Source organism: Weissella sp. MSCH1 (genome assembly GCF_045799135.1).
Taxonomy (GTDB): Bacteria; Bacillota; Bacilli; order Lactobacillales; family Lactobacillaceae; genus Weissella.
Window position 1 is genome coordinate 24,520 of the sequence record NZ_JBJMBA010000028.1, and the last position, 15,661, is coordinate 40,180.

Annotated in this window: 16 protein-coding genes; 3 read left to right on the top strand and 13 right to left on the bottom strand. The window is 44.4% G+C overall.

Translation table 11 applies throughout. The features are described from left to right. Positions 1-171 precede the first annotated feature (171 nt). Positions 172-606 carry a JAB domain-containing protein gene (locus ACJ28U_RS02085; protein WP_407618242.1) on the bottom strand — a complete coding sequence of 145 codons (435 nt, stop codon included), beginning with the start codon at positions 604-606 and terminating at the stop codon, positions 172-174. Positions 607-726: 120 nt separating this feature from the next. Here ACJ28U_RS02085 and ACJ28U_RS02090 point away from each other — a divergent pair, with 120 nt between their 5' ends. Then, the gene (locus ACJ28U_RS02090) at positions 727-1,071 is read left to right on the top strand and encodes a lactoylglutathione lyase (protein WP_099087773.1); all 345 of its coding nucleotides are present in this window, start codon (positions 727-729) and stop codon (positions 1,069-1,071) included. A gap of 51 nt (positions 1,072-1,122) precedes the next feature. Here ACJ28U_RS02090 and ACJ28U_RS02095 read toward each other — a convergent pair whose 3' ends face one another. From ACJ28U_RS02095 to nrdH, 12 genes are all read right to left on the bottom strand, one after another. Further along, positions 1,123-1,959 (bottom strand): hypothetical protein, encoded by an 837-nt coding sequence (locus ACJ28U_RS02095; protein WP_407618243.1) that lies wholly within the window; start codon positions 1,957-1,959, stop codon positions 1,123-1,125. Positions 1,960-2,179: 220 nt separating this feature from the next. After that, a complete protein-coding gene (nagE, locus tag ACJ28U_RS02100) occupies positions 2,180-4,201 on the bottom strand; it encodes an N-acetylglucosamine-specific PTS transporter subunit IIBC (protein WP_099087771.1) in 2,022 nt (673 codons plus the stop codon). Between the two features lie 157 nt (positions 4,202-4,358). Next, positions 4,359-5,228, bottom strand: a complete 870-nt coding sequence (locus ACJ28U_RS02105; RefSeq protein ID WP_407618244.1) for a DegV family protein — start codon at positions 5,226-5,228, stop codon at positions 4,359-4,361. 58 nt (positions 5,229-5,286) lie between these two features. Next, positions 5,287-5,649, bottom strand: a complete 363-nt coding sequence (locus tag ACJ28U_RS02110; RefSeq protein WP_407618245.1) for a CrcB family protein — start codon at positions 5,647-5,649, stop codon at positions 5,287-5,289. Continuing rightward, the gene (locus tag ACJ28U_RS02115; RefSeq protein ID WP_407618246.1) at positions 5,646-6,023 is read right to left on the bottom strand and encodes a fluoride efflux transporter FluC; all 378 of its coding nucleotides are present in this window, start codon (positions 6,021-6,023) and stop codon (positions 5,646-5,648) included. Before ACJ28U_RS02115 ends, ACJ28U_RS02110 begins: the two co-directional genes overlap by 4 nt. Positions 6,024-6,025: 2 nt before the next feature. Next, positions 6,026-7,564 (bottom strand): ClC family H(+)/Cl(-) exchange transporter, encoded by a 1,539-nt coding sequence (locus tag ACJ28U_RS02120; RefSeq protein ID WP_407618247.1) that lies wholly within the window; start codon positions 7,562-7,564, stop codon positions 6,026-6,028. 120 nt (positions 7,565-7,684) lie between these two features. Next, a complete protein-coding gene (locus tag ACJ28U_RS02125; protein ID WP_043709166.1) occupies positions 7,685-8,455 on the bottom strand; it encodes an ABC transporter ATP-binding protein in 771 nt (256 codons plus the stop codon). Next, entirely contained in the window at positions 8,448-9,350 is a 903-nt protein-coding gene (locus ACJ28U_RS02130; RefSeq protein ID WP_010373353.1) for an ABC transporter permease, read from the bottom strand. Before ACJ28U_RS02130 ends, ACJ28U_RS02125 begins: the two co-directional genes overlap by 8 nt. 13 nt (positions 9,351-9,363) lie before the next feature. Further along, complete coding sequence (gene trpX, locus ACJ28U_RS02135; RefSeq protein WP_407618248.1) at positions 9,364-10,350, bottom strand: tryptophan ABC transporter substrate-binding protein; 987 nt, start codon at positions 10,348-10,350, stop codon at positions 9,364-9,366. Positions 10,351-10,647: 297 nt separating this feature from the next. Then, entirely contained in the window at positions 10,648-11,610 is a 963-nt protein-coding gene (gene nrdF / locus ACJ28U_RS02140) for a class 1b ribonucleoside-diphosphate reductase subunit beta (protein WP_010373355.1), read from the bottom strand. 110 nt (positions 11,611-11,720) lie between these two features. Then, a complete protein-coding gene (nrdE, locus tag ACJ28U_RS02145; protein ID WP_407618249.1) occupies positions 11,721-13,892 on the bottom strand; it encodes a class 1b ribonucleoside-diphosphate reductase subunit alpha in 2,172 nt (723 codons plus the stop codon). Positions 13,893-13,988: 96 nt separating this feature from the next. Beyond that, entirely contained in the window at positions 13,989-14,225 is a 237-nt protein-coding gene (gene nrdH, locus ACJ28U_RS02150) for a glutaredoxin-like protein NrdH (protein WP_099087764.1), read from the bottom strand. 269 nt (positions 14,226-14,494) lie between these two features. Here nrdH and ACJ28U_RS02155 point away from each other — a divergent pair, with 269 nt between their 5' ends. Together ACJ28U_RS02155 and ACJ28U_RS02160 are read left to right on the top strand one after the other, a co-directional pair. After that, complete coding sequence (locus tag ACJ28U_RS02155; RefSeq protein WP_407618250.1) at positions 14,495-14,944, top strand: class Ib ribonucleoside-diphosphate reductase assembly flavoprotein NrdI; 450 nt, start codon at positions 14,495-14,497, stop codon at positions 14,942-14,944. Positions 14,945-14,995: 51 nt separating this feature from the next. Then, on the top strand, positions 14,996-15,649 hold the full coding sequence (locus ACJ28U_RS02160) for a hypothetical protein (protein WP_407618251.1): 654 nt from the start codon (positions 14,996-14,998) through the stop codon (positions 15,647-15,649). Positions 15,650-15,661: the final 12 nt, after the last annotated feature.

Consider the following 15,661-nt stretch of genomic DNA (forward strand, 5'->3'; position numbering starts at 1 on the left):
TTTTCTATGGCCTGACATAAGCATTCTAGGCACGTCAGCAGTTATCACCCACCACCGTAACCTAGTCACCCTTATCAACTGCAAAAAATAATCTCACTGCCCAGACAAACTTCAAGGCTCAGATTAATAATTGCTACGATAAAACGCCACACTAATTTCTTATTAAGTTTATCACACCTTATCGTTTTTCGTCCATAAGTCATACAACGTTTCAATGCTTATTTCTGTCAACCAATGTTGCGACCTTAAACTCGTATAGCCGCGACTTGAAATAACCATAAAGTCAAGAAAATGGAATTGCATGACCCCACTACACATTGCCAATTGGGTCAGTAGTTTGTGATCAGCTTGTGAGAGTCGTAAACTACCACTCGGATGATTATGAACCATAATAAAGCCGTAAGCATTCAGGGCAACTAGGCGTCGAAAAATATCACGTGGATGCACCGTCACACTGTCCAAGGTTCCAATTGCGACCCGATTAACTTCTAGCACCCGCATTTGCGTATTGACTGCTAGTATCCAACAGGTCTCTTGTGGTGCCTGTCCAAACTGCTGCACCATCGCATCACCAACTTTTTGCACCGAATCTGCAATTTCTAGCATTTACGCACCTCCATCTAGCAATACAGACGCGCAAAGCGGGTAATTATCCATTTTCCATCGTGTACCACCTATGAGAAAGGCGTATAATGGATACACATTAAGAGTCAAATGAGGTTTATTATGCGAGTTCGTAAATTTGCTCCCCTGCGCATTCCGACCACGAATGTTGCACGAGCTGTCCGTTTTTACCGTGAAGTTTTTGATTTGCCAACTGAATTTGGTGAGAATGAATCCCGGCACTTGTACTTTGATCAGCAATCAATCGTATTTGAAGAAGATCCGGAAGCCGAGCCAATTGTTGTCCAGGTCACCGTTCGTGATCACAAGGAAACCGTTGAAAATCACTTTATCAATTACTATGTCACCCAGGCCAAGCCAGCTACTGAGAGTGACGATGGTCGGCATATCATTTTCCATTTAGATGATTTTGAAGGTAACCACATCGAAGTCATTGCTAACAAATAGTTAATAGCCCCAACACGACCAAGTTCGGTCATGTTGGGGCTATTTTAATCATCATATATTTTCTGCTCGCTTGTACCAAGCATCAATCAAGGCACTTGATAACTCGGCCATTTCAGCCATACCTAATTCAGATGCCTGGTTCGCCAGTTTCCGAGCGTCATCCCAATTATGGTATTCCAATTGAGATACCAGTCGCGCCCACCAAGCGAAGCTCATTGCGGTCTTCGGCTCATTAACGATCCAATCTGCCACGGTTTTAAAACTGGCTAAATCAAAATCGTCACGGCCCAACAAAACCGTCATATAACGCACAGTCATTGCATTCAATCGTTCCATCGTACTATGTGGCCAGCTCTTGGTCCAGATTTCTGACAGATATTGTTGTGCCATCGCCTTATCAACTTCTGCAATCACCGGATACAGCAATGCCACATCCATCGCACGCCAGATTTTAACCGCTTCAAACGAATCAATCAAAATTTGTTGGGCAATTTGCGCGTGTTCATCGGGAATCAATCGCGCGTGAAGCACATCTGCTAAACTCGCGACACGCAAAAATCCGCGAGCCATCGTATTTCGGAACAGCTGATAACTGCGTCGACTCACTTCTTTGATTGTTTCTGCATCTTGGGCTTGATTTGCTGCCAACAACTCGCCCATTAATCCTTCAACTGTGTCATGCCCGTTAACCAATTCACTATTGATTTCCGCACCCGTCAAAAGTAAGTGACTCATCAATGAGATGAACCCCTCGGCAGGCAAATCATTTTCTTCATTCAAGTACCGGTAATAGCGGTTACGGCTAATGCCAATATTCGCTAATTCACGAACCGGGATGTCATTTGCTTGTCGAATCTCATTGATTCGATCACGATTAATTAAACTCATGCGTTACACCTTCCAACATCTATTCTCTCTGGATTTTTGCGCGTGTTAGCGCACGTGCCTTTTTCTCTTAACTGAGTGTACCACCGGCGAAACAGTCATTCAACTATATTCCCTTACATTTTTTATATGATTTAAAAAACAAAACTCGTCCTCACAATTGTAGCTAACTTACTACAACCGTAAAGACGAGTTTTTGTGTCTAAATTTTAGAATGTCGTTACTAGAAAATCACGCGGCCAACATAATTCCCCGCGATACCATCAAAAATCTCTTCATCGTCAACTTTGACTTCGGCTTGTTCTGACAAGCCCATGAAGATAACCATCGTGGTCGCAAGCTTGCCGGCAGCCTTAACCGCAGCAATGTCCATTGTCGCAAGCAAGTCACCGTGCTTGATTTTATCACCCACGGCCACCTTGATATCAAATGGTTCACCGTTTAGTTCAACAGTGTTGATTCCCATGTGCACCAAGATTTCCAAACCGCTTTCTGTCCGTAAGCCGATAGCGTGCTTGGTTGGTGAAACCATCGTAACCTCGGCGTCAATTGGCGCCAAGATATTGTCATCGGTTGGTTCAATGGCAAAACCGTCACCCATCATTTTTGAAGCAAACGTCTCATCCTGGACGTGTTCCAAGTGAAGTAGGGCACCGTTAGCAACCGCAAAGAAGTTTTCTTCCTTACCAGCTGGTGCTTCATCAACTGTCTTCACCTCATCAGCAGACAATGGCTTCTCCAGCTTCGATGACAACTCACCGTTATAAATCTTTTCAACGTTATCAGCCACGAATTGTACATCAGGTCCAATCACGATGTGAATTTGGTGATCATCCAAAACGTTAACACCCATGACACCAGGTGTCTTCTTCAACGCATCCACATCGGCCAGTGACGTATCTGTCATTTTGTAACGCAGACGCGTCGTGCAGTTGTACAAGTACGTCAAATTATCCTTGGCAGCTGCGTCGCCACCTAGTGCTGACCATACCATTCGGGCAGTGCGGAGGTACTTATCTTCCCCACCAACTGTTGCAGCCTTACCAACTTGTACATCGTTAGCCGCGTCATCGTCATCCTTAGGATCACGACCAGGCGTCATCAAGTTAAACTTCTTAATCGCGAATGTAAAAATACTGTAGTACAAGACCGCAAATACGAGGCCTTGCACTAGCAACATGTATGGCTTATTCGCCAATGGCATTGAATAACTCAGAATGTAATCGACTAAACCACCAGAGAACGTAAATCCTGACGTCCAGTGAAAGAAGGCCGCAATGGCCAATGACAAGCCCATCAAAACAGCGTGAATCACATACAATGGCCAAGCCACAAACATGAATGAGAACTCAAGTGGCTCAGTGACCCCCGTGAAGAAGGCCGCAATGCCAGCTGCTAACATCAATGACCCAACCCGCTTCTTTTGCGCGGGACGTGCTTGCCGATAAATAGCATAAGCACCAGCCGGTAACCCAAACATCATAATTGGGAAGAAGCCGGCTTGGTACATACCTGTTACACCCTTAACACCAGTTGAGTTCCAGTAATTACCAATATCGTTAATACCGGCAATATTAAACCAAAAGACTGAATTCAACGCGTGGTGCAAACCAGTTGGAATCAACATGCGGTTGAAGAAACCGTACAACCCGGCTCCTACCCAGCCAAGACCAGAAATCAGCTTCGCAAACGTAACCAAGCCGGTATAAACCGGTGGCCATACCAATAATAATACAACCGAAACCAACAACATCAGGACAGCTGTGATAATCGGTACTGAACGCTTACCGCTAAAGAAGGCTAAAGCAGCTGGCAACCGTACTTCGCTAAAGCGATTATACATTGCTGCCGCTAGCAAACCTGAAATAATACCCAGCAACACATTATTTGTCACCAACGCATCAAACGCCGGGTTTACGGCGCTAAGCTTGATGTTCATCAGTGCTGCGATATTCTTGGGTGCTAATAAGTTGACCGGCAATTCGTACGCCACAACAGCTGCTAGTGCAACTGCGCCAGCTTCCTTCTTCTGCACCATACCCAAGGCCAACCCGACTGCAAACAGCAAGGCCAACTGGCCCAACAAGCCATTACCGGCAAAGGCCAAAAAATTTCCAATCGATTGCGCGACACCACCCGGTAAACGCAAAATCCAATTACCAACCCCAACAAGTAAAGCCGCCGCTGGCAATACGGAAACTGGCAACATCAACGAACGACCCATTCGTTGTAGATAATCCTTCATTTTTACAATTCCCCTAAAAAATAATTAACAGTATGAATAATTTCCTATACCAATGTTTTTTATTTTGCACTTAAACCGTTGATTTGACAATGATTCCTTATGAAAAAAGGTCTATACCAACATTTGTTTGGTATAGACCTTTAACTATTCTTTAACTTTATAATAACGACTTGTAGTCCTGCCCCCAAATCATCCCCATGGCTTTTTCGCCCGTGTGGACACCAATGTAAGGCCCAATGATGCTACGTTCGACAACCACATCCGGGAACGCGGCTTGCAATTCAGCCGCCCAGCTATCTGCCAAATCTGGATGGTTACCATCAACAATGGCAACGCGTAATGGATAAGTAGCAGCATCGTGAATTGCTGTGAAGTCAGCTATCATTTTCTTCCAAGCCCGCTTCATCGCGCGTTCCTTCCCGATTGCAATGATTTTGCCATCTTCAAAGGTCAACATTGGCTTGATATTTAGCAATGATCCCAGCGTTGCCTGCCCACCTGAAATTCGACCCGTGCGTTGCAAATGACGAATATCATCTACTGCGAAATAAACATTAGTCGTTCCACGTAGCGTCGTCAAAGCCGCCAAAATTTCCGCTACATCATGGCCAGCTCGCACCATTTCGGCTGCCAACTTAGCCTGATTGCCGGCTCCAGCTGCGGCAATTTGTGAATCCCAAGCATGGATTTTAATATTATCCATCGTTTGTGACAATGATTGGACTGATGAATAGGTACCTGAAATACCGCTCGACAAAACCACGGCAATTACGTCAGTATAACCTGCTGCAGCCAAGTCGTTGAAGGCCGTCATGAAAACGCCAATTTCTGGCTGCGAGGTTGTAAATGGGGTTGCTGCCGTCCGGGCCATTTCATAAAATTCAGCCGGCGTTTGCCAATCTTCATTCTCATGAAATACTTGTGTGCCCATCATAATGGGATTATTAATTTGCTTAATATTTAAAGCTTCTAAATCTTCGGGTGAAATATAACTTGAACTATCCACCAAAACCGCGATCTTGCTCATCTTCTCTTATTTTTCTCCAAATAGTTTACGTCGTGTATTAAATTTACCACGTTTCCAATCAAAAGTGTGCCCCTAACCACGCGCCTAGCAATAAGACTGGGACGCCGCCCACAAACGCTAGTATGGTTTGGCCGATAATGTTAACCCGTTCACCGGGATTTTGTAGCCCATTTGCCAAGGCAACAATTGGGGTTGAAAAGGTTGAATAACCACCCAAAATACCAGTTGCCCAGAACGTATTTTGCATAACCGGTAACTGCATGCCATACGCAAAACCGATTAACAATGCGGCTGACAGATTGATGACCATCACCATCCAAGCACTTGCCTTACCAAATACTTTTGGCGCCAACTCTAACAAACTGAATCGGGCCATTGAGCCGAAAATCGCGCCCAGGCCTGCAACGACCATTTGTATCATGCTGCCACCACCTTTTCAGCCAAATAACGCCCCAGATAGACAACTACGACACCGCCAACAACACTCACAAGGATATACAGACCACCAATTAACCAACCGTGTGTCACCATATCTAAGATGGCTGTTGAGTATGTGGTATATGCCCCGAGTACGCCAACCATAATAAAATCAGCAACCGGTTGCGCAAGTGTCACTTTTTTTGACCAAATGACAACTAGAAAAGCCGACAAGAAAGTACCGGTCAAATTAATAATTAGCGTTGATAGCGGAAAAGCCGTGACATTAACCAGCAGCGCGACCGCTTCACGCAGACTTCCACCAAAGAAACCACCAATACCAACCGCCATTAAACGCTGCCAAAAAAGTTTTGTCATCTTTAACGATCCTCCCGATTTAAGGCTTGCATAATATCCCAAACCTTACCAAACTGCGCTTCATCAGTTAACAGGATCAACTCATCGCCCACCCGCAGGATAAAATCACCATTGGGCAACTGTTCTTCCGCGCCTCGTCGAATCCGTTGAATAAGGACGCCTTTTGGCAATTGTAATTGACGAACTTCCGCATCTTCTAATGCACTCCCTGGCGCAACAACAATCGTCATTTCTTCGAGGCGTCCCCGTAATTCCGTCAGCTGATCAGACAAACGTAACCGGGCCAACAAAGACTCGTAAATGGGTTCACCACCCAAAAAGTCGACTACAAGATACGCAATCAACGCGACCATTGCCATGGCGACCAAATGACTCATCGAGCCAACCATTTCAGCAATCAGAACAATGGCTGTAAATGGGGCCTTCGAGATGCTGGCAAAATAGCCAGCCATCCCCAAAATCATCATGTCCAATACATAGGTTGGTTGCAACCAACCTAAATGCACCAATATTGCGCCATACAAGGCACCAGCAACAGCACCAAGTGTCAAAATAGGTAAAAAAATGCCACCTGGAACGCCAGACCCAAAGGCTAAGGTTGAATAAGCAAACCGAAGCACTAGAATAAGAGCTAATAATCCAATTGAAGCGGTTGCTGTCGTTGGGTCCAAAATTAACCCGGCCCCACCACCAAGCAAGTGAGGCAACCAAATCCCGATTGGTAGCATCAATATAAAGACCACAATAAAGTGATAATGACGTGGTAGCCACGTTAAACTTGCAAATAACTTAGGCGCTGCCAACGTGGCCCGTTGATAAACATAACCAAACAACCCGAGCAAAATCCCGAATAATGGCAACCACGCATAATCAATCAAGGGTAGTGCATGCAAATTGGCCATGTGTAACACAGGTGTTAATCCAAACACGTTCACACTCACCATATCAGCCACAACGGCACTCGTTAAAGCCCCTAACCAAACCAACATCGAAAAGGTCCGATAAACCTCCTCTAACACAAACAACGTACCAGCTACGGGTGCACCAAACGCTGCTGATAAACCAGCTGCTGCCCCCATCGCAATCATTAATTTCGTATCACGGGCGTCATACCCCCGCTTTTCACCATATAACTGTGCCACGGCAGATCCCAATTGAATGGATGGCCCTTCACGGCCCAACATCGCACCAGAGCCAATTGTGATTAAGCCCGCCGTGAACTTACGCCACAGCACAGAAGATGGGTTAACCGTCATCTGTCCGGCTAATTGTCCTTCAACTTGCGGAATTCCTGATCCGTTGACATTTGGGTCACCTTTAATAATGAGCCCCACCAAAATGGTCAAACCAATCATCCCAACAATTGTGCCAACTAACCAAATTGGCCAGTTCGCAGCATGGCCAATTTGATGGTAGATATAGCGCCACTGTTCTAAAATGGCTTCCACTAGCCAGCGGAAAGCACTCACAACAATACCAACTAATATTCCCACGATTACTGCACGACCGACAACAAGCAGTCTTGTGCGATCAATTTTCATACCATACCTCCAGCAAAAAACTCACCTTCTAATTTACCACTTATTCAGCCTTTTAGGAAAACATCAGGTTAAGTCTCTAACTCACAACAAAAAAGCACTCACAAACGCGAGTGCTTTTTGTTAATAACGATTAAAGTATTCAAGCAAATCTGGCACCGTCAATTTTGCCTTATCCGCACCAGCAACATCTAACGATACTTTTCCAGCAGACATAATAATTAGTCGGTTACCATACTGAATTGCATCTTCAAGATGATGTGTAATCATCAGCGCTGTTAATGCGTCTTCCCGAATTCGTTGGTCCGTGACGCGCATCAGCTGCTCACTCGTCTTGGGGTCAAGCGCCGCCGTGTGCTCATCAAGCAACAATAACTCAGGTCGTAGCCTTGTCGCCATGAGAAATGACAAGGCTTGTCGCTGTCCACCCGATAGGTCACCAGTCGCGACATGCAAACGTGCATCGAGCCCATTTCCCATCGTCGCCGCAACCGTCGCAAACTCAGCCAGTTTTTCTTTGGTCAGCCCCCGCCACTTAAGACGACGTGACAATCCCCGCCGTTCAGCAAACAATAAGTTCTCAGCAACCGTCATGCGGGGTGCAGTCCCCAGCTTAGGATCTTGAAACACACGGGCCAAGAACTTCGTCCGTTGCGTTTCAGTTAGGCGTGTCACGTCTTGATCACCAAGATAAACATGACCGGCAGTTAACATCAGGGACCCTGCAATCACATTGAACAAGGTTGATTTACCCGCCCCGTTTGACCCTAACACCGTGACGAAATCACCTTCGTTAAGCGTCAATGAGACGTTATCTAAAATCGTCTTTTCCTCAGGTGTGCCTTGATTCACAACCACCGTTGCATTTTCTAATCTTAAACTCGTCTTAGTCATGTGAGGCGACCCCCTTACGTAATACACTATCCAGCTTGAAGTACTTGCGTAGCTGTGGCAAAATCAACGCCAATCCAAGTACGACAGCACTAAAGAGATTCAAATCATTCGCGTTAAAGCCAAGATACAAAACGATGACCAAAACAAAACGATAAAGGACTGAACCAATCACAACCGTAATCAACCGGTCCGTCAGCGTCATTTGATCAGTAAAAATAACTTCACCAATGATAATAGAAGCCAACGCTACCACGATAACCCCAATCCCCATATTTACATCGGCAAACCCGTTATTTTGTGCGACTAAAGCACCCCCAAGACCGATTAAGGCATTCGATACCATCAGTCCCATAATGGTCATATTATCTGTATTGACCCCTAATGAACGTGCCATTGCACGATTATCACCAGTCACAATAAACGCCTGCCCCAATTCCGTTTGCAAAAATGCCGCTGTGGCACCTGTCACCACAATGATAATGAGCAACCCCACCATAACCGTTGGGAAATTCTTAGGCAAGAAGTCCAAGAAAGGCGCCGTAAACAACGTTTCTTTCCCTAGGAGTGACCGGTTCGCTTGACCCATGACACGCAAATTAATCGAATAAATGGCAGTCATTGTTAAAATACCGGCTAGCAAAATAGGTACCTTACCCTTCGTATAAATCAAACCGGTCACCAGACCAGCTAACGCACCGGCTAACGCAGCAATCAAGCTAGCTAGCGCCGGGTTCATACCATTTGCAATCAATGTGACTGCCACGGCTGCCCCCAGCGGAAACGTTCCTTCAACAGTCATATCCGGAAAATCTAAAATTCGAAATGTTAAGAACAACCCAATGCCGAGTGTCGCCCACAATAACCCTTGCCCAATGGCTGAAACTAAAATGCTCATCTATGTGCCCTTTCTACTTTACAAGCTTTGCATCTGTATACCCACGAGGTAATGTCAGACCTAGTTTATCTAATTGTGCTTTGTTCACGACTAATTCGCCTGCCTTGGTAAAATCAACCGGTACTGACTTTGGGTCAGCCCCCTTCAAAATCTTGGCCACCATTTTTCCAGTCATGACACCCAATTTCGTTTGGTTAATTGATTCAGCCGCCACACCACCATCTGCCACCATCGTGTCAACCGTGGGGAAGACTGGTACCTTGGCCGTGTCCGTATTCTTGACAAGCGTCGTCATGGCACCAGCAATGGTGTTATCCGTTGGGACGAATACTGCATCGACTTGATGCCCTGCTACCATTTGTAACGACGTTTGATTTAAATCATTTGAAGAAGCAATTGTATAGGTTTTAACCTTTAATCCCGCCTGCTTAGCTAAAGTAATCATCTTGCGCGCCTCAGTCGTCGCCGAGTCATCAGAGGAGGTATAAATCACCCCCAATGTCTTAAGCCCGGGGACAAATGCACGCATCATCTTTAATTGCGCTGGCAAAGGGGCTTGATCAGACACTCCCGTCACATTACCACCAGGATTCTGGTAACTTTTTACCAACTTAGCGCCAATCGGGTTTGTAGAAGCTGAAAACACCACTGGTTGCGTCTTGATTGAATTTGCCAACGCTACTGCGGCTGGGGTTGCAATCCCAACCGATACGGCATCGTTAGCATCCGCAAATTTCGTTGCCATCGTTTTCAGATTAGATTGGTCGCCCTGCGCGTTTTGAAAATCAATTTTGACGTCCTTACCAATGTGATAACCACTCTCAGTCAATCCCGTATGAATACCCTTATTAATTGCATCCAAAGCCGGGTGAGACATAAATTGTAAAATGCCAACCGTTGGGACTTTCGCTGCCCGTTGCTCGCTAACTGACTCTTGCACGCCGGCTGCCACTAACACTGCCGCGAGTAGCCCTAACGCTACCATCACTTTCTTATTCATATCGCTATCCTCTTACTATCATGACAAAATAAAACCGCAAAAGGGTCTCCTAGCAAACCCCTCTTGCGGTAAAAAGAAAGGCCTGCGCGGTAACCCGTGCAGACCTTTCGTTAACGGAAATCAGTCGGCACAGACTCAATACGCTCTAAAAGAGCACGTACCGAATCTGTTAATCAACAATTCGGACGCGTTAGCTGCGCCACCAACCATTTAATTGTGCCATTGCATTTTGCATCACTGTTTCCACCTAACTTTTATCTTGCAATTATGATAGCATTTTAATTTTTTAAATGCAACCTAATCCAAACCAATGTTGTAATCGCCATCTTCCATGACTTCGACCTGGCCCAAACGGTAACCATTTCCAACTTGTGAAAAGAAATCGTGATTAGATGTGGTCGTTGAAATACCATTCATCACAATTGGATTAACATCTTCAGCGCCATCTGGGAACAACGGATCTTGTCCAAGATTCATTAACGCTTTGTTTGCGTTATAGCGTAAGAACGTCAATACCGATTCTGTCCAACCAATTCCATCATACAAGTGCTTAGTATATTGCTCTTCATTATTATAAAGGTCTAGCAACAAATCATACATCCACATCTTCATTTCGCTTTGTTGGTCTTCTGTCAACTCGTTGAATCCTAGCTGGAACTTGTAACCAATGTAAGTACCGTGCACGGATTCATCACGCAAAATTAGCTTGATGATTTCCGCCACATTATTCAACTTGTTGTGGCCTAAGTACCACAACGGTGTATAAAATCCTGAGTAGAATAAGAATGTTTCCAAGAATACCGACGCAACCTTCTTTTGCAAATCATCCCCAGTTTGGTAGATTTGATTAATTCGTTGCGCCTTGTATTGTAGGAAATCATTGGTATTTGTCCATGAAAAAATTTCATCGATTTCAGCGGGCGTATTCAATGTTTCAAAAATTGATGAATATGACTTCGCGTGCACTGATTCCATGAACTCAATATTATTTAAAACTGCTTCTTCGTGTTGTGTACGCACTGAACGCTTCAATGACGCCATACCATCTTGTGACTGCAACGTATCCAACAACGTTAATCCACCAAATACGTGGCCAACCAGATAATGTTCCTCTTCAGTCATCTTACGCCAGTCATCCAAATCATTTGATAACGGAATACGTGTATCTAGCCAAAATTGTTCAGTTAATTTTTCCCATGTTGCTTTATCAATCGCATCCTCAACTTCATTCCAGTTGATGGCAACGTATCCTTCAGTCATAACAATCCCCTATCACTTACACATTGAAACGGTCAGAGTTTTAAGACCCTGACCGTTTCTTAAATCATAGCTAGATTATACCAGCTTTTTGCTTATTATTTCACAATTCGCTAGATTGAGCAGCTTTCGCACTCATTCACCCCGAATTCTTCCATATCGTCTGTATACGTTCGTACATAATAAATCGACTTAACGCCCTTATGGTACGCGTACATCCGTAAAATATTTAAGTCACGGGTGGTCATTTTATCCGTTCGACCATTTTTCCATTCATACAAACCAGCTGGGATTGTCGAACGCATAAACAACGTTAAAGCCATGCCCTGATCAATGTGCTGTTGCGCAGTTGCATATACATCAATCACTTTACGCATATCCAAATTGTAGGCTGATTCATAATAGGGCAACGTGTCCGTGCCAAGATATGGTGCTGGGTAATAAATCTTACCAATCTTCTTTTCTTGACGCTCTTCAATCTTGTTAATGATTGGGTGCAAAGATGCCGTCGAGTCATTCACGTATGAAATTGATCCCGTTGGTGCGATTGCCAACCGATAAGCATTGTACAAACCGTGCTTCTGCACAGATTCTTTTAGCATCGCCCAGTCATGCTTAGTTGGGAAGTGATGTTGTTCAAAAATTCCCTGAACCTTTGCTGTCTTTGGTGACCAGTCAGCCATCAAATACTTATTAAAGTACGAACCATCCGCATAGGCAGACTTTTCAAATTCATAAAATGACTCGCCACGTTCCTTAGCAATCTTATTTGACGCCAACAAAGTATAGTAGTTCAACATCAAGAAATACGCGTTCGTAAAGTCCAATGCTTCTTCATCACCATAATACATGTGGTTTTTCGCAAAGAAAGCGTGCAGGCCCATGGCACCAAGTCCAACCGCGTGCAATTCACGATTACCATTTTGGACAGATGGCACAATATCCAGATCTGAATTATCAGATACGAATGTCAAGGCACGCATCATCGTTTCAACTGAACGGGCAAAGTCAGTGGTCGCCATCATGTTCACGATGTTGGTTGATCCTAAGTTACAAGAAACATCAGATCCCATCGTGACGTATTGTTGCTCATTATCAATCTCAGAAGCTTTTTGAACTTGCAAAATTTCTGAACACAAATTCGATGAAATCACCTTACCGTGGATTGGGTTGGCAGCATTGACCGTGTCAATGTTAATCACGTATGGGTAACCTGACTCTTGTTGCATCTTAGAAATTTCGTTTTCCAAATCGCGAGCTCGAATCTTGTACTTTTTAATCTTAGGGTTTGCAACCATGTTGTCGTATTCAGCCGTAATATCAATGTAGTTAAATGGCTCACCATATTCACGTTCAACATCATAAGGCGAGAACAAGAACATATCCGCATTTGAGCGAATCAAGTCATAGAACTTATCTGGGACCGTCACCCCAAGCGACAACGTCTTCACGCGAACTTTTTCATCAGCATTTTCTTTTTTTGTTGCTAAGAAACTCATGATATCCGGGTGGAAGACAGATAGGTAAGTCACCCCTGCACCGTTACGCTGTCCCATCTGGTTTGAGTAAGAGAAAGAATCTTCCAACAACTTCATGACTGGCACAACCCCTGAGGCAGCATTGCTAATGCCCTTAATCGGCGCACCAGCTTCACGCAAATTAGAAAGATTGATACCGACACCACCACCAATTTTTGAAAGTTGTAGGGCTGAATTAATCACACGACCGATAGCATTCATATCATCCGTTGTTTGTAGGATAAAACATGACACCAATTCACCACGTCGCGAACGACCGGCATTCAAAAATGATGGTGTTGCTGGTTGGTATCGTTGATGAACCATCTCATCAGCCAAATTCATAGCTAATTCTTCATTACCGGCACCGTAGAACAATGCGTTCATCGCAACACGATCAATATAGTTTTCAACATAATATTCGCTATCGTTGGTCTTTACTGCATACTGTGCGTAAAACTTGTACGCGGCCATGAATGACTTGAATTGGAAATCCTGAGACTTTAAATAGTCATAGAGTCGCGTGATGAAATTGAAACTATACTGTTGCAACATCTTTTGGTCAACAAAATCATGTGCAATTAAATAATCAAAGCGGTCACGCAAACTGTCAAACTGTAGCGTGTTTGGGACGACGTTTTCACGAATAAACGCGTCTAGTGCTTCCTTGTCTTTTCCAAGTTGGATACTGTTATCCTTTGGAATGTTTAATTCATTGTTTAGATCAAAGTATGATACTTTATCTAAATCGAGCGTTCCTAGTGACATAAATTATTCCCCCTGTGCTACCGAACGTAAAGCGGAACCCGTTATGGCTGCACCGACGTTTGAGTAGCATGTTTGTACGACTAATGAAGCAGTTGTTTAAATTGCCTTGGCAACTTCCGCCAACAAATCAGGTCGGAAGCCTTTGATTGGTTCGGCTGTATTAGAGAACACAACTGGTACCGCTTGGTAACCTTGATCCTTCAAAAAAGCCATGGCAGTTGGGTCTTCCTCAACATTCTTCTCAACATAGCTGACTCCATATTGAGATAGCGTCTTCTTCGTCATCATGCATTGAATACAGTTATTCTTCGTATATACGGTAACGTTTTGCATATTATTCACCTTCATCTTTCGTTTTTTAAATTCGTGACATTAGTTAATATCTGCTTTTGAGTATAGCGACGAACCTAACAGAATGCAAGGGACTGATATCGAACAAAAAAGGGCTTGACAACGGCATTTACCGCCACATTAGGCTTCGGCGTGAATGTTACAAAAATATTATAAAATAACTTTCCGTTATGTGAAAAATTTGCAAAAATGGGTTGAATCAACTACTGTATAGGAATAGTATTAGAAAAAATATATATGAGGAATACATCATGAAAGTTCGTCTTTTATATACGTCGATTTCCGGCAATACGCGATCTTTCGTCAATCATCTCGTGACATATGCCACGGATCACGATGATTTGACGTTTGAAGCCGTCGAGATTTCTGACGCCAGTTTCGATCAAGATGAAACGGCACCATTTTTCGCATTTGTACCAACTTACCTCGATGGTGGTAACGGCATCGATAACGGCGTGAAAGAAATTATGACCAATGCCTTGGCTGATCAAATTTCATATGGCGATAATCGCCAGCATTTATTAGGGATTGTCGGCTCAGGTAATAAAAATTTCAACGCTCAATACATCTTAACTGCCCGCCGGTATGCCGTTGCCTTTCAGGCACCTGTGATTGCAAGCTATGAATTGCGCGGGACGCCACGCGATGTTGAGACAGTCTACGCCGCTATTTCACAACGCCTACTTGAGGCGGGCTACTAATAACGCGTATAATAGTTACCATGTATTTTGACTAGAAAGGTCGTGTCAAACATGGCAACGCACGCAAAGTCGTCAAAAGTCTCCCTGACACGGGAACGACGACAAGAAACTTGGCATAATTTAACGTCAGAGCAGCAAGACGTGTTGAAACAGCATATTCGTTATCAGCATACTTCGCTTTTTGTTGATCAAAATTTAATCGGGCACGGCAGTACCTGGCAGTTTGTCGCCTATAATTACAACGATAATTATGATGCGAATACCGGTCCACAACTCTATTGCGACTGCGGTCGACGCTTGAAGCACCAGTACGTCCTGCAAAATCAAGACGGTACCCTTATCAAACTTGGCATTACACATTTTGCGGATCACATTGGGATTCCCGAAGCTGTCATGCGCCAGTTGCAAACCAAAATTCACCACTTGGATTTTGGCTTGGATGAGTTGTTGCAACGTATTCGACGTCATGCCGGGTTGAATAGTGAGATGCGCCAATGGTTCATTGACAACCACACTGCCTACCCAGATTTGCCGGTTGATGCCATTGATTTTGTGGCCCATTCCCTGCCACTAGAAAAGGATGTCCAGGCTGAAATCGTCCGGCAGTATAAAAAAGCAACCTATACGCCTAAACCACGACAGCCACGACGCAAAAAGCCGAAGCTCAACAAAGCCGCCTGGCAAGAATTATTCCGTGACATGTAACCAATTTGGAGA

Bases quoted from the DNA above. Each gene is read 5' to 3' on its own strand.
- ACJ28U_RS02085 (WP_407618242.1), bottom strand. From the start codon at position 606: ATGCTAGAAATTGCAGATTCGGTGCAAAAAGTTGGTGATGCGATGGTG.
- ACJ28U_RS02090 (WP_099087773.1), top strand. From the start codon at position 727: ATGCGAGTTCGTAAATTTGCTCCCCTGCGCATTCCGACCACGAATGTT.
- ACJ28U_RS02095 (WP_407618243.1), bottom strand. From the start codon at position 1,959: ATGAGTTTAATTAATCGTGATCGAATCAATGAGATTCGACAAGCAAAT.
- nagE (WP_099087771.1), bottom strand. From the start codon at position 4,201: ATGAAGGATTATCTACAACGAATGGGTCGTTCGTTGATGTTGCCAGTT.
- ACJ28U_RS02105 (WP_407618244.1), bottom strand. From the start codon at position 5,228: ATGAGCAAGATCGCGGTTTTGGTGGATAGTTCAAGTTATATTTCACCC.
- ACJ28U_RS02110 (WP_407618245.1), bottom strand. From the start codon at position 5,649: ATGATACAAATGGTCGTTGCAGGCCTGGGCGCGATTTTCGGCTCAATG.
- ACJ28U_RS02115 (WP_407618246.1), bottom strand. From the start codon at position 6,023: ATGACAAAACTTTTTTGGCAGCGTTTAATGGCGGTTGGTATTGGTGGT.
- ACJ28U_RS02120 (WP_407618247.1), bottom strand. From the start codon at position 7,564: ATGAAAATTGATCGCACAAGACTGCTTGTTGTCGGTCGTGCAGTAATC.
- ACJ28U_RS02125 (WP_043709166.1), bottom strand. From the start codon at position 8,455: ATGACTAAGACGAGTTTAAGATTAGAAAATGCAACGGTGGTTGTGAAT.
- ACJ28U_RS02130 (WP_010373353.1), bottom strand. From the start codon at position 9,350: ATGAGCATTTTAGTTTCAGCCATTGGGCAAGGGTTATTGTGGGCGACA.
- trpX (WP_407618248.1), bottom strand. From the start codon at position 10,350: ATGAATAAGAAAGTGATGGTAGCGTTAGGGCTACTCGCGGCAGTGTTA.
- nrdF (WP_010373355.1), bottom strand. From the start codon at position 11,610: ATGACTGAAGGATACGTTGCCATCAACTGGAATGAAGTTGAGGATGCG.
- nrdE (WP_407618249.1), bottom strand. From the start codon at position 13,892: ATGTCACTAGGAACGCTCGATTTAGATAAAGTATCATACTTTGATCTA.
- nrdH (WP_099087764.1), bottom strand. From the start codon at position 14,225: ATGCAAAACGTTACCGTATATACGAAGAATAACTGTATTCAATGCATG.
- ACJ28U_RS02155 (WP_407618250.1), top strand. From the start codon at position 14,495: ATGAAAGTTCGTCTTTTATATACGTCGATTTCCGGCAATACGCGATCT.
- ACJ28U_RS02160 (WP_407618251.1), top strand. From the start codon at position 14,996: ATGGCAACGCACGCAAAGTCGTCAAAAGTCTCCCTGACACGGGAACGA.